The 14,365-nt window shown below is 52.8% G+C and carries 14 protein-coding genes; 4 read left to right on the plus strand and 10 right to left on the minus strand.

What is annotated here, in order from left to right; translation table 11 throughout:
- Positions 1–240: 240 nt before the first annotated feature.
- The 10 genes from ACO0K9_RS20150 to ACO0K9_RS20195 form a co-directional block, all read right to left on the minus strand.
- The gene (locus ACO0K9_RS20150) at positions 241–1,086 is read right to left on the minus strand and encodes a D-amino acid aminotransferase (protein WP_422987875.1); all 846 of its coding nucleotides are present in this window, start codon (positions 1,084–1,086) and stop codon (positions 241–243) included.
- 183 nt (positions 1,087–1,269) lie between these two features.
- A complete protein-coding gene (locus ACO0K9_RS20155) occupies positions 1,270–2,418 on the minus strand; it encodes a D-alanyl-D-alanine carboxypeptidase family protein (RefSeq protein ID WP_422987876.1) in 1,149 nt (382 codons plus the stop codon).
- A gap of 107 nt (positions 2,419–2,525) precedes the next feature.
- Positions 2,526–3,164, minus strand: a complete 639-nt coding sequence (locus tag ACO0K9_RS20160; RefSeq protein WP_422987877.1) for an alpha/beta hydrolase — start codon at positions 3,162–3,164, stop codon at positions 2,526–2,528.
- A gap of 5 nt (positions 3,165–3,169) precedes the next feature.
- Positions 3,170–3,487 (minus strand): (2Fe-2S) ferredoxin domain-containing protein, encoded by a 318-nt coding sequence (locus ACO0K9_RS20165; protein WP_422987878.1) that lies wholly within the window; start codon positions 3,485–3,487, stop codon positions 3,170–3,172.
- Between the two features lie 129 nt (positions 3,488–3,616).
- Positions 3,617–4,744 (minus strand): VanZ family protein, encoded by a 1,128-nt coding sequence (locus ACO0K9_RS20170; RefSeq protein ID WP_422987879.1) that lies wholly within the window; start codon positions 4,742–4,744, stop codon positions 3,617–3,619.
- A 48-nt stretch (positions 4,745–4,792) separates the two neighbouring features.
- Positions 4,793–5,422 (minus strand): ABC-type transport auxiliary lipoprotein family protein, encoded by a 630-nt coding sequence (locus ACO0K9_RS20175; RefSeq protein ID WP_422987880.1) that lies wholly within the window; start codon positions 5,420–5,422, stop codon positions 4,793–4,795.
- 10 nt (positions 5,423–5,432) lie between these two features.
- Positions 5,433–6,383 (minus strand): MlaD family protein, encoded by a 951-nt coding sequence (locus ACO0K9_RS20180; RefSeq protein ID WP_422987881.1) that lies wholly within the window; start codon positions 6,381–6,383, stop codon positions 5,433–5,435.
- Between the two features lie 3 nt (positions 6,384–6,386).
- Complete coding sequence (locus ACO0K9_RS20185) at positions 6,387–7,178, minus strand: ABC transporter ATP-binding protein (RefSeq protein WP_422987882.1); 792 nt, start codon at positions 7,176–7,178, stop codon at positions 6,387–6,389.
- Positions 7,178–8,302: an MlaE family ABC transporter permease gene (locus ACO0K9_RS20190; RefSeq protein WP_422987883.1), complete on the minus strand. Its 1,125-nt coding sequence runs from the start codon at positions 8,300–8,302 to the stop codon at positions 7,178–7,180. The genes ACO0K9_RS20185 and ACO0K9_RS20190 overlap by 1 nt, the downstream gene beginning before the upstream one ends.
- Positions 8,303–8,388: 86 nt before the next feature.
- Complete coding sequence (locus ACO0K9_RS20195) at positions 8,389–10,287, minus strand: phosphoethanolamine transferase (RefSeq protein ID WP_422987884.1); 1,899 nt, start codon at positions 10,285–10,287, stop codon at positions 8,389–8,391.
- Positions 10,288–10,930: 643 nt separating this feature from the next.
- Between ACO0K9_RS20195 and rpsL the strand changes: the two genes are divergently transcribed.
- The 4 genes from rpsL to ACO0K9_RS20215 form a co-directional block, all read left to right on the plus strand.
- Positions 10,931–11,314 (plus strand): 30S ribosomal protein S12, encoded by a 384-nt coding sequence (gene rpsL / locus ACO0K9_RS20200; protein WP_110258019.1) that lies wholly within the window; start codon positions 10,931–10,933, stop codon positions 11,312–11,314.
- Between the two features lie 144 nt (positions 11,315–11,458).
- Positions 11,459–11,929: a 30S ribosomal protein S7 gene (rpsG, locus tag ACO0K9_RS20205; protein ID WP_162039546.1), complete on the plus strand. Its 471-nt coding sequence runs from the start codon at positions 11,459–11,461 to the stop codon at positions 11,927–11,929.
- 128 nt (positions 11,930–12,057) lie between these two features.
- A complete protein-coding gene (gene fusA, locus ACO0K9_RS20210; RefSeq protein ID WP_422987885.1) occupies positions 12,058–14,163 on the plus strand; it encodes an elongation factor G in 2,106 nt (701 codons plus the stop codon).
- 78 nt (positions 14,164–14,241) lie between these two features.
- A partial coding sequence (locus ACO0K9_RS20215; RefSeq protein WP_017454492.1) for a GTP-binding protein occupies positions 14,242–14,365 on the plus strand: 124 nt, incomplete at its 3' end.

Below are 14,365 nucleotides of genomic sequence, written 5' to 3' on the forward strand. Positions count from 1 at the left end.
CCGCCCTGGACATTGTCATGCATGAAAAGCATGCACTTTATTGGAAATTTGTTGGGCCGGGCCTTGCCAGGCTACGATTCGCCAGCTCAACACTTGGCCTGAAAATAGCGTATACATTTATCAACGGCACAGTGTTGGGCTGGTGAAGCGTAGCCTAGCGAGGCCCGGCCCAACCTACTGATACCCCGCAGCCTGGCGAGGCCTGGCACAACCTACACACACAAATTTTACGGTTGTAAATCAAGTAGCCTTGGCAGCTTGATAAGCCGCATACAACTTGTGATAGACGGCACCGGGTTTGCCATCACCAATGGTCGCATCATCCAGTTTCACCACTGCCAGCACTTCCTTGGTGGCGGATGACAGCATGACTTCATCGGCGGCGAAGACTTCTTCGCGGCTGATGCGGCGGGCTTCCAGCTTGATATGGTGGGCGGCGCACAGTTCTTCTATCAGGCCGTAGCGTATGCCTTCCAGTATCAGGTTGTCTTTTGGTGGGCCCATCAGCACGCCATTCTTGACTATCCATACATTCGATGCCGATGCTTCGGTCAAATAGCCATCGCGGAACTGTATGCTCTCGGCCACGCCTTCTTCGGCAGCATTTTGTGCCGCCAGCACATTGCCCAGCAGCGAAATGGATTTGATTTCACAGCGCAACCAGCGCTTGTCTTCCATCGACACACAGGCAACCCCGTTTTCACGTGCCGCCGCCGTCGGCAACACGATGGGGTTGGTCATGATGAAGACCGTTGGCGTCACATCCTTGGGGAAGGCGTGCGCACGCTTGGCCACGCCACGGGTAACTTGCAGGTACACCATCTGGTCATCGGCTTCATGGGCCGCCATAACCTTGGTAATCAGGGCCAGCCATTCTTCCTTGCTGTGCGGATTGTTGATGCCTATGGATGCCAGGCTGCGGAACAGGCGCGCCAGATGCTGGTCAGCACGGAACATCTTGCGCTGATACACAGGAATGACTTCATAAATACCGTCGCCAAAAATAAAGCCACGATCAAGGACCGGGATTTTGGCTTCGGACAGGGGTGTCATTTCGCCATTCAGGTATACCAGGGGATCATTCATGATGTCTGCGTGAGTGAGGAGGAGAAGAGCTATTTTCACACAGAACGAAGGGGTCGCTTATGCAAATAACGCATACAAGCATAGCCCGGATTTATGCGCGGCCCAAGACCAAGGGCCGCGCATAAGGGGTGAGTGTGCTTATAAAGGGCTAAGTGCTGATAAGGGGTAAGTGCTTATGGCTGTTTATTTAAACATCAGGCGTATTGAATCCCAGGCGCGACCAAAGATGCTGGCCTGATTGACCTGTTCCAGCGCCAATACCGGGAATTCGGCAACGGCTTTGCCATCCAGCATCATTTTTACGGTACCAACCTTGCTGTTGATCGCCACGGGCGCGACCAGCGGGTCTTTGCGTTCCAGCGCCGGCTTCAGTTTGGCAGCCGCACCTTTTGGCAGGGTCACGTACAGGTCGCGGTCAAAGCCGATCTTGATCTGTGCCTGCGTGCCTTTCCAGACTTCCGGTGTGGCTATGGACTGACCTTTTTCATACAGCTTCAGGGTGTCGAAGTTCAGGAAGCCCCAGTTCAGTAATTTCAGGCTTTCTTGTGCTCTTACCTGGTCGCTGTCGGTACCGATGACGACCGAAATCAGGCGACGTGTGCCCGTGCCATTTGGGCGGCTGGCAGATGAAACCAGGCTATACCCACCACCAGTGGTGTGGCCGGTTTTCATACCGTCCACGCTTGGGTCCAGCCACAACAGGCGGTTGCGGTTGGGCTGGGTGATCTTGTTATAGGTATAGCTCTTGGTCGAGTAATAGGTTTTATAAAACTCGGGAAAATCGACGATCAGGCGCGCTGCCAGGGTAGACAAATCCTGGGCAGTGGAATAATTGTCCTTGCTGGGCAAACCATGCGGATTGGCAAAGCGCGTGGCTTTCAGGCCCATGCGTTCGGCTTCACGGTTCATTTGCACAACGAAGGCTTCTTCGCTGCCGGCCACGGTTTCTGCCAGCGCGACGGCGGCATCATTGCCGGATTGTACGATCAGACCATACAGCAATTCATTGATGGTGACTGGCTTGTTCGGCTCGATAAACATCTTGGAACTGCTGCCATCGACTTTCCAGGCGCGGGTCGAGACATTGATGCTCTGGTTCAGGTCCAGTTTCTTGTCCTTCAGGGCAGCGAACACCAGGTAAGCGGTCATGATCTTGGTCAGCGAAGCGGGTTCTACACTCATCGTTGGTTCTTGCGCGGCGATCACCTGATTACTGGTGGTGTCAAGCAAGAGCCAGGACTTGGAGGCGATAGTCGGCGCTGGCAGGGTTTGCGCGACGGCAGCTGTGATGGTCAGCAGCGATACGGCAATAGAGGAGAGGAATTTTTTCATTTGAGTAGCTAGTAATACAAGAGGTGACAAAAACAAGAGGTGACAAAAAACAAATAATCTACATCCTCAGCGGGGCGGCTGAGGGGGCGAATCTGGTACTGACATCATCAGGCTTTATCCCACATGCTGGTGATGAGTTGTTTGATATGGTGCAGGCGGCGGTGAAAGAAATGCTCGGCCCCAGGTATCACGGTGACAGGGATATCCTGCGGGCGCAGCCAGTCCAGTACTGCACTCAGGGGTATGGTATCGTCCAGTTCGCCATGGACCAAAATGGTATTCGCGGGTATCGATGGCATATCCCATTTGCCGGCAGCCGCGCCGACCAGGGCCAGGCGTTCTGCGGGCTGGCCGCGTTCTTGCAGGCGCTGTTGCAGACGGGCCTGCACAAAGGTACCGAAGGAAAAACCGGCCAAAGCCAGCGGCAGGCCCGGAAACCGTGCGCGCATGGCATTCAGCAATAATTCCATGTCATCAGTTTCACCCATGCCAGCATCGTAAGTGCCGGCAGACTGGTCAACGCCACGAAAATTCATGCGTACCGCAGCATAACCCAGGCCAGTAAAAGTGCGCGCCAGGGTCTGGGCGACTTTATTGTCCATGGTGCCGCCAAACAGCGGGTGCGGATGGGCTACCAGGGCCAGGCCCACAGGGCTGGCATGGGTTTCGGGGTCTGGCAGATCCAGCGCGCATTGCAATTGTCCTGCTGCGCCCTGTATAAAAAAGTGTTCGGTTTGGGCATTCATGGGATTCAGATCTTGAGACGTTCGACCACGCCGCCGCCCATCAGGTCAACGTCAATGATTTCATCAATATCGCTTTGATCAACATAGGTGTACCAGGTGCCTTGCGGATAGACCACCATCACCGGACCTTCTTCGCAGCGGTCCAGGCAGCCGGCCTTGTTGATGCGGATTTTGCCGTGACCATTCATGTCCAGCTGTTTGATGCGGCGTTTTGCGTGTTCCTGTGCTGCCTGTGCGCCACGGTCGGCACAGCATGGGCGACCATCTTCACGCTGGTTCAGGCAGAAGAAAACGTGTTTTTGAAAATAGAGAGCTTCAGACATAGATTATTCAGCCTGCGGATCATGCAACCTGGGCTTACCTGAGGTAATTTGAGATTGCGCCGCCGGATGGCAGTAGTTGAAGCCCACTATGATACTGCAATTGCGCAGGCAGGGGCAGGAAGCCAGGTTTCAACTGCTGGCTGGTTTTCGTAACAGGGCCCAGATTGCCAGGAAAGGCCAGAACACCGACAGGAATTGTGCCGCCCCATTAAAGTTCAGAAACTTGCCCTGCACCCAGGTCTGCATGGTGGCAGCGAAGTAGGGGTTGTCGGACACCAGATTCAATACGATCAGGGAAATCGTCAGCAATACCAGTGCCAGCCGTTTCTGTACCTGCGCCGGTGCAAAAGAAAAGCCATACAGCATGATGATGCTGATCAGCAGGCCGCCACGCGCACCCGGGGTCAGCCAGGCAAACGCATATTCAGGCTTGAACAGCAGCGCACTGGCCAGCGATTTGATGATCAGCGCGCCCAGTAATAACAGGCTGGCCAGTACAGATTTGGGGGCATTGCGGTTCAGTATGCTGAGGCAGATCAGCAAGGCACCGGTACAACTGCAGGCAGTGATGATGGCTTCGGACATCAAATATTCATCCGCGCTGGGCTCAAAGCCCTGCAGCAGGAAATTGCTGATATCAATATCCGTGTCCAGCATTTCACTCAGGCTTTGTGAAATGACGGGCAGGATTTGCCCCAGGCCGAACAGGTAGGCCTGCGGATAAATCTGCGCCATGGTCCACAGCGCAAGCACCAGAAATTCACGGCTGGATTCCCTGTAAGTCCATTGCTTGCGCAAGAGTTGCAGGCGGCCTTTTTCCAGTATCAGCGGGGTCAGCAGGGCACCCAGTATTGCACCCAGCATGGCACCGGAGGCATTGGTCAGAAAGTCCAGCAAGGAGGTGACACGGCTGGGCAAAAAGTATTGCACCACTTCCGCCGTGGCGGAAACCATGACACCGCTCAGGGTGGCCAGCAGCGCCGCCCACCAGCGGGTGACCAGTGGATACAGCGCAAACACGATCAATATGCCAAAAGGAATATAGCCAACTACGTTGATGGCAGCATCAAAGCCGGTCCAGTACCTTGGCCATTGCTGAATGACATCCGGCAAGGCGGCCCAGTTATTGGCTTGCCACCCGGTGAACGGATACCAGCTGGCATACATGATCAAAAACAGGTAAGCCGCCAGACTTACCCTGGCAAAGGGTGAACTGTGCTGTGAGCTGACTGCTTCAGTTGATGGGCTGGGCTGCATGCGCTGGCGTTTGAACTTGGGTTTGGGCTGGGAGCTTGGGTTTTTGGCTTAATTCAATGGCAGGCTTTTGATCCAGGTTTGTAGTGCATCAATGCTGGCGTCAGCAGCTTCCTGCATGGCTTTGGCACCGCCGGGGGCATCGGCGCTGGCTGCATTTACTTTTTGCTGGAAGCTTTTCTGTGCCAGCAATTGACGGCCTTTGACCAGGCTGGCACGCAGGCTGATTTGTGCATGGCTTTGATTCGGGCTGCTGAAGATTTGTGAAAACTCTTCCAGTTCTATGCGCAATACCGGGAATAGCGAGGCCGCTTCAGTATTGAGCATGACATCGCTGCCCTGGTTAGCCATACGGGTTTTCAAGCGTTGTGCCAACAGTTGCGCGGGCGGCATGCTCCAGCGATGCTGGGAATAGGCTTTGAGCTGCTGGACATTGTCATACTGCAGGCGATATAACATGGCATTGCTTTCCAGTGCAGCCGGGACGGCAATCTCCGTCAGGCTGAATTGCAGTCTGCCAGGCAAGGGTGTGGCAGGCGTTTCTGCCAACCAGGGGCCAAAGTCATATTGCTGACGTTGTGCGACAGGGGTGCTGGAACAGGCGGACAGGATGGCAAACAGGCTGATGCTGATCATTGCGCGCAGGCGTGCAAGCTGTTGGTGCAGATGTCGATAGTTCATGCGAATTCCTTTATTTGGGGGCGACAAAACCGGGCTCGCCGGGGCCAGGGGTCTGTGTCGGCGGGCCAAACAACAGGCTTTGTGGCCTGTCATTGAGGCTTTCTGATACCCGTTTGATGGAGCGCATGGTGGCCCGTGTTTCACTGGTCAGCGTTTGTACGCGTGGCAGGGTATCGATGATCAGGCTGTCGCTGACCCTGTCCATGGCCTGGTTGAAGCGTGCCAGCGGGCCATCTGCTGCCTGCAGGTTGGTGGCAAACTGATTCAGGTTATTGCTGAGCTTGCTGGCATCCGATGCCAGCCCGTTGATGGATTTTAGCGTGGCCTTGGCTTGCTCTGCCAGTTCGGGTATGCGGGCCAGGGCAGGGTCGAGCTTGTCGGGTACAGCCTTCCAGGCGGCCGATGCTTTACCAAAATTCTCGATGGCTGTCATCAGCGATTTCTGGTTGGCCGGATCAAACATATTGTTCAGGCGACGTGTCAGTTCTTCGGTTTGTGTGAGGATGGCCTGGCCGCGTTGTTCCAGATTCTGCATCATGCCAGGACGCATCGGTATGCGCGGCGGCGCATCCGTATTGATGACAGCACCGTCGGCGACCAGCAACTGCTTGGAGCTGCCGTCATCGTCAAGTTGTACAAAGGCAATGCCGGTCACGCCCTGGTAACCCAGGGTGGCATAGGTGGAACTGGTGACCGGCGCATCGGGAATGATTTCCAGCCGCAAGATAATTTGCCCTGGGGTTTTGTCATCAAAATCGATGTCGGTGACATTACCAACCTTGATGCCTTTATAACGCACCGCAGCCTGCAGGTTCAGGCCGGACACCGCCATCTTGGTGGCGACTTCATACGGTACCCGTTTGATTTTGTCGCGCCCCAGCCAGATCGCCAATACCGTCGCCAATATCAGCAGGGCAATGGTAAAAAAGCCGGCCATGAGCGCATGAGATCTGTTTTCCATAGCTTACATTTCCTGATGCGGGGTTGATGACAGTACTTCCATGGCGCGCTGACCGCGTCCGCCACGAAAGAAACTGGTAATGAATGGATGCTGAAACGCCAGCACTTCTTGCGGGCTACCGATGGTGACCACGTGTTTTTCTGCCAGCACCGCAATCCGGCTGGACAGGGCAAACAGACTGTCCAGGTCATGCGTCACCATGATGACGGTCAGGCGTAATTGCTGATGCAGCGATAATATCAGGTCGACAAAGCTGTCGGACCGGTCCGGGTCCAGCCCGGCGGTGGGTTCGTCCAGAAACAGCAGCTCCGGGTCCAGCGCCAGTGCGCGCGCCAGCGCAATCCGCTTGATCATGCCGCCAGACAGGTCGGACGGCATCTTGTGTGCATGCTCAAAGGCAATATCCACCATATGCAATTTCAGGTACACCAGATCGGTGATCAGGTCTTCAGACAAGCTGCCCAGTTCACGCATGGGCTGGGCAACATTGTCAAATACGCTCATGGCTGAATACAGGGCACCATGCTGGAACAGCATGCCGGAACGCTTGCGCAGGTAATCAAGGTGGTGTGCCTGCGGCGCATGCAGGTCTTCATCAAATACCTTGATGCTGCCACGGTTCGGTATTTCCAGCCCCAGCATTTGCCGCAGCAGCACCGTCTTGCCTGAACCCGAACCGCCGACGATGGATAATATTTCACCGCGCCTGACTTGCAGTTCCAACTGGTCATGGATGATGGCACGACCAAACTGGGTGCGCAAGCCGTGGATTTCGATGATATGTTCCTGCTTCATCAATATCCCGTCTTGCTGAAAATGATGGCAAATATGGCGTCGGCAATGATGACCACGGTAATCGCCACCACTACGGAATTGGTGGTGCCGCGGCCCAGGCTTTCGGTATTCGGTTCTATCCGCAAGCCATAGTGACAGGCGATCAGGGCAATCAACATGCCAAAGGTCACGCCTTTACCAAGGCCTATCCAGTAATTGAGAAGCGGTACTGCTTCCGGCAATTTATAGACAAAGAATTCGGGTGACATGCCCAGCAGGGCCTGGGCCGAAATCATACCGCCAGCCAGCGCCATGACATCGGTCCAGATCACCAGCAGCGGCATGGCGATAGCCAGCGCCAGCACTTTCGGCATGATCAGGCGAAAACCGTGGGGTATGCCCATGACACGCATGGCATCCAGTTCTTCGGTCACCCGCATGACGCCAAGCTGTGCCGTAATGGCTGAACCTGAGCGGCCCGCCACCAGGATGGCGGCGAGCATCGGGCCCAGCTCGCGGATGATACTCATGCCAAGGATATTGACGATATACAGGTCACCACCAAAGGTACGCAATTGTTGTGCCGACAGATACGACAACACCACTCCGATCAAAATGCCGACCAGCGCGGTAATGCCCAGGGCCTGGGCACCAGTGCGGTAAATGTTGGCCGACAATTCTTTCCACGGACCTTTTAACGGGTGCCGGATAAAGCGCGCCAAATCCAGCATCAACTGGCCAAGCAAGGCAGTAAAGCTATACAGATGGTTGAACAGACCCAGCATCTGTCTGCCCAGCAGCATGGTGCGCGTCAGGCGTGACTTGGGTGAACCTGGGATGCTGATCCGGCTGACCTGTTCCAGCCTGAGAAACAAACCCTCATGCGCGCTTTGCATGGTGAGTTGCCGCGGCCTTTGCTTGCCCCAGGCCCGCCACAGCATTTGCGCGCCTATATGATCGAGGCTGCTGATCTGTGACAAATCCCAATGCAGGTCTGGTTGTTGCGTAGCCTTGTCGAGTTGCGCGCTGATTTCATGCATGGTGGCAGTACCCGACAGGACATGCACCAGCCAGGCTCCTGCCACGATGGCGGTCGGCTGTTGCTGGTGAGTGAATTGCAGGGTGGGCACGATCTCGTGTGGCATGGCGCAAGTGTAAGTGACAAAGTGTATTTACTGCAATGAAAGCCAGTCAGGCACAGTGTTACTGACTACTTTATTTCTCCTGTGTTTTATTTCTCTTGCGTTAGCGGGGTCTTCTTGTCCATTACTTCACGGCAATCACCTTTGAAGGTGGCGTTGTCGTAATCGGTCCAGCCATAGCTGTCGACATAGCGCGTATGTGCTTTCAGCTTTTGGCTAAGTATGCTCCATTCCAGCTTTTCATCGGGATAGCGGATATTCGCCATATCCAGCAGGCTGTGGAACACGTTCTCGGTAGATAACCGGGCTTTCTGGTGCAGCCGCAGTTGTATGATCTTGTTGGGGAATTGCTCCTGATACGCATCTGAATACCAGACGAAGGCCGGGACATGGAATTCATACTGGGTGTTATGGCCATGGAAGGCCAGGTTGCAGGTACCGTCGTACAGGGTCTGGCCGTGGTCAGAGATAAACAGCAGGGACGTGATTTGCTGGCTGGTCTTCAGCTTCTGTATGACTTCTGACAGTATCCAGTCGGTATACAGGATGGAATTGTCATAACTATTGTTCAGCGCCTGCTTGTTTTTCAAATCGGTATAGGCGGGATTGGCCACTCCATATAAAGAGGGCTTCCATTTGTCGAAAGAAGCAGGGTGGCGATGACTGTAGTTCCAGTGATTACCCAGGGTATGCAGGACGATCAGTTTTTTCGGTGCCGGATCACGCATGGCATTGGCCATGGGTTCCAGCAAAATCTGATCCAGATTCGAACTATTGGTAAATCCGCCCAGATTCAGGAACTGGGTGACATCGGCCTCTTTGGCAAATACCGAGGTCGGGGTATCAAATTGCCCAAAGCTCATCTGGTTCGATAGCCAATAGGTTTTAAAGCCGGCTTCCTTGAAGGCCGTCAGGAAGGATTTTTCTGAAAACCCGGCTTTCAGGCTTTGTGCTGCCGGCTTGCGCGACACAATAATCGGCACCGACAGGCGGGTGGCCGAAACTGCCGTGACCACATCGCTGAAGCTGACCAGGTTGTTTTCCTGTTTAAGCAGGGGATTGGTATCGCGTTCATAGCCATTCAGGCTCCAGCGGTCAAAGCGCGAGGATTCACCGATGACCATGACCACGGTTTGTGGCAATTCCGGATTCCCATCCAGGTGCGCCTGAAACCGGAAGTCACGGCTTTTTTCAGATAGCCTGGACAAGTAATCGCGCTCATTCCAAAAGTCGGCAGCCCGCAAGCTCAGGCCAAAAGGCCAGGTGCGTATATAAATTTCTTCGTCATACGGGATCTGCGCCCAGTATGGCAACAAAGGCAACTGCTTCTTCAGGCTCTTGGCCCAGGCACTCATGCTGTCGGCAGAGGCGCTGGCCGATGTGCTGGCAGACGCACTGGCAGACGCGGATGCGCTGCTGTCGTCGTCTTCATCATCTTCTTCATCTGCGTCCGAAGCCGATGTGCTGGCGCTGGCAGAGGCCGGCTTTTCTGCAACACCGACCTGCTCGCCATAAAACCATAGCCCCAGGCCCACAACAAATGCCGCTAGCACCAGCCAGCGTGAACGGTGCTGCCAATCCCAGTGATGGTGAGCACATGCTATTTTTAGCAGACTCCACCACCACGCGATGACGGCAATGACAATCAGCAGGAGCAGCCAGACCTTATTACCAAGAAATTCCATTGCCTCTTTGGGGCTGGTTTCGACCATGATGCCCAGGTGGTGCGTGGAAATACCCTGGCCAAAGTATAGGCGCAGGTAAATTTCTGTCGGCAGGGCAAAGAATGCTGGCAACAACAGATAGTGAAACCAGCGCGGTTTTTGCAGCAAAGCCCAGCATCCCAGCCAGGACAGCACTTCCATCGCCAACAAATGATAGGGCTTGTCCACCGCCTGACCCTGCAGGAGTGGAAAAAATGGCAAGGCCGAAATCAGCAGGTAACTGACGATCAGGAACAGTGATGCAGGGCGAAACGGGGTGGGCATTATCAAATTGCTTAGCGTGCTGAATAAGTGGGCGGCGTTATCGTTACCAGTGCTGCTGTGGTGGCGGGCGATGGATTCCGGCGGGTCAAGGGCGTAAATAGTAAATGATTTAGATTCGGGCGTGTTGACCTATCTTTTAGGCCAGCGAATGGGGTTGAAACCTGGTCAGCCTGCGCGATGGGAGGACCGCTTTGCCTGAAAGACAGGTCACACCCCCGCGGCCAGAACGCCGCGGAATTTAAGGATATGTTGACTGCGGCAGCCTGCCAGGATCCCTTGTCCCTAGTTATAACTTGCTTTTTCGGCGAAATTCTCTACTCTGAAAGACCCGCTATTTCAGCTAAGCGCTTGAATTTAAGAAATAAAAAGCGTTGACAGGCTTGTCCATCAGGGCATAAAATTGCGAGTTCTCGATTTTGGGTTTGTATTTTCTATTGTTGTTTCATGTGCTTGTGCGCCGTATGGTTACGCTAAATCGTCAGCTTATGGCAGCTTGTCCCACGTGTTGCAATGCTTAAAAAGCAGGCAAAAGATGTCAGCCAAGTCGGGGTGGCCTGAGGATTCAGGCAAAAAATGATTTTAAGTTCCCGGGCAACCGTTTCCGGGTTTGTGTTTAACGTTGTATTTTGTTGGATTAAAAACGATGCCAACCATCAATCAACTGATTCGCCAACCACGTGTTTCTGCACGTGTTAAAAGCAAATCGCCGGCGCTGGAAAACAGCCCGCAAAAACGTGGCGTTTGCACCCGCGTTTATACGACAACTCCAAAAAAGCCTAACTCGGCTTTGCGTAAAGTTGCCAAAGTTCGCCTGACCAACGGTTTCGAAGTTATTTCGTACATCGGCGGTGAAGGTCATAACCTGCAAGAACATAGCGTGGTATTGCTGCGCGGTGGTCGTGTAAAGGATTTGCCAGGTGTTCGTTACCATATGGTTCGTGGTGCTTTGGATACTCAAGGCGTTAAAGACCGTAAGCAAGCTCGCTCCAAATATGGTGCTAAGCGTGCTAAGGCAGTTAAGAAGTAATTATCTCGTAATTTAATCTCCGTAATCTATTACGGATCAGTGTCGGTTTGGAATAAGCCGAGTAAGTGACTGGTTATGATGGCCTGTCGCGAGTGTGAAGCAAAATGTTGCTTTGTACTCAACTGAAGATTGAAAGGAATTGAAATGCCACGTCGTCGTGAGGTCCCGAAACGGGACGTACTGCCGGATCCAAAATTCGGTAATGTAGAAGTAGCAAAATTTGTAAACGTATTGATGTTGTCCGGCAAGAAATCTGTTGCTGAAGGCATCATCTACGGCGCATTCGATCACATCCAACAAAAATCTGGTAAAGATCCTTTGGAAGTGTTTGCGCTGGCAATCAACAACGCCAAACCGCTGGTTGAAGTTAAATCCCGCCGTGTTGGTGGTGCTAACTACCAGGTGCCTGTAGAAGTTCGTCCAGTTCGTCGCCTGGCTTTGTCTATGCGTTGGTTGCGTGAAGCCGCTAACAAGCGTAGCGAAAAATCCATGCCACAACGTTTGGGTGGTGAATTGCTGGAAGCCGCAGAAGGTCGCGGCGGCGCAATGAAGAAGCGTGATGAAGTCCATCGTATGGCTGAAGCCAACAAGGCCTTCTCTCACTTCCGCTTCTAAGAGTAAGAGTAAGGAGCGATTGTGTGTCAATCATACAATGGCTCTGGCAAGTATTTTGAATCAGGCCGGGCGCGATTTTTGTAAAAAAATGCGCTCGGTTTTGTCCATTAAAAGATTTAGGATTAGCTATGGCCCGTAAGACCCCCATTGAGCGTTACCGTAATATCGGTATCTCTGCTCACATTGATGCCGGTAAAACAACGACTACAGAACGTGTTCTGTTTTACACCGGTGTAAACCACAAAATTGGTGAAGTGCATGATGGCGCCGCCACCATGGACTGGATGGAGCAAGAGCAGGAACGTGGTATCACCATCACTTCCGCTGCGACGACATGTTTCTGGAAGGGCATGGCGAACAATTTCCCTGAACATCACATCAACATCATTGATACACCAGGCCACGTTGACTTCACGATTGAAGTTGAACGTTCCATGCGTGTTCTGGATGGTGCCTGCATGGTTTACTGTGCAGTAGGTGGCGTGCAGCCTCAGTCTGAAACCGTATGGCGTCAGGCTAATAAGTACAAAGTTCCACGTTTGGCATTCGTCAACAAGATGGACCGTACTGGCGCGAATTTCTTCAAAGTGTACGATCAAATGCGTGCACGTTTGAAAGCCAACCCAGTTCCTCTGCAAGTACCTATCGGTGCTGAAGACCTGTTCGAAGGCGTTATCGATCTGGTCAAGATGAAAGCGATCATTTGGGATGCTGCATCTCAAGGTATGAAATTCGAATACCGTGATATCCCTGAAAACCTGTTGGCTGACGCGCAAAAATGGCGTGAAAACATGGTTGAAGCAGCCGCTGAAGCCAGTGAAGAGCTGATGAATAAATACCTTGAAGAAGGTGATTTGACTGAAGAAGAAATCAAAGCTGCTTTGCGTCAACGTACTATCGCTTCTGAAATCGTTCCTATGATGTGCGGTACTGCATTTAAGAACAAGGGCGTGCAGGCGATGTTGGATGCGGTTGTTGAATACCTGCCATCCCCATTGGACATCCCACCGGTTCCAGGTCTGAACGAAGATGACGAACCAGTTGTCCGTAAAGCTGAAGATACAGAGAAATTCTCTGCACTGGCATTCAAGATCGCAACTGATCCATTCGTTGGTCAATTGTGCTTTATCCGTTGCTACTCTGGCACATTGAATTCTGGCGACAGCGTTTACAACTCTGTTAAAGAGAAAAAAGAACGTATCGGCCGTCTGGTTCAAATGCACGCGAACCAACGTGAAGAAATCAAAGAAATGATGGCGGGTGATATCGCTGCGGTGGTTGGTCTGAAAGACACAACCACTGGTGATACGCTGTGTGATGAAAAAGCAATTGTTGTTCTGGAACGCATGATATTCCCAGAGCCAGTTATTTCTCAGGCAGTTGAGCCAAAAACCAAAGCCGACCAAGAGAAAATGGGTCTGGCATTGAACCGTCTGGCTGCTGAAGATCCATCTTTCCGCGTACGTACTGACGAAGAATCTGGTCAAACAATTATCGCCGGTATGGGCGAGTTGCATCTGGATATTATCGTTGACCGTATGAAGCGTGAATTCAACGTTGAAGCGACAGTGGGTAAACCACAAGTTGCCTACCGCGAAACTATCCGCAAAACTTGCGAAGAAATCGAAGGTAAATTCGTTAAGCAATCTGGTGGTCGTGGTCAGTACGGTCACGTTGTTCTGAAGATCGAACCGCAAGAACCAGGTAAAGGCTTTGAATTCGTTGACGCGATCAAAGGCGGTACAGTTCCACGCGAATACATCCCTGCAGTTGAAAAAGGTGTGCGTGAAACGCTGACTTCCGGTGTATTGGCTGGCTATCCAGTGGTTGACGTTAAAGTCACACTGTTCTTCGGTTCTTACCATGACGTTGACTCCAACGAAAATGCCTTCCGTATGGCGGGTTCGATGGCGTTCAAAGATGGCTGCCGTAAAGCAAGCCCAGTTATCCTGGAACCAATGATGGCGGTTGAAGTTGAAACACCTGAAGACTACGCTGGTACAGTCATGGGTGATTTATCTTCACGTCGCGGTATGGTTCAGGGTATGGACGAAATCGCTGGTGGCGGTGGCAAGATCATCAAAGCTGAAGTGCCTTTGTCTGAGATGTTTGGTTATTCCACGTCGCTGCGTTCTGCTACCCAAGGTCGCGCAACGTACTCGATGGAATTCAAGCACTACTCTGAAGCGCCGAAGAATGTTATCGACGCGATCGTCACATCCAAAGCTAAGTAATAAAGAATCAAAGGCCTGCCCCATGCCGGGGTAGGTTTTCTATTGTTGATAAATCGTTCTTTTTGAAGGAAGAATAAAATGGCAAAAGGTAAGTTCGAGCGCACCAAGCCGCACGTAAACGTAGGCACAATTGGTCACGTTGATCACGGCAAAACCACACTGACAGCAGCGATCGCGACAGTTCTGTCGAAAAAATTCGGCG

Source organism: Undibacterium sp. Ji50W, assembly GCF_049340445.1.
In the GTDB taxonomy this organism is placed as follows: Bacteria; Pseudomonadota; Gammaproteobacteria; order Burkholderiales; family Burkholderiaceae_D; genus Undibacterium.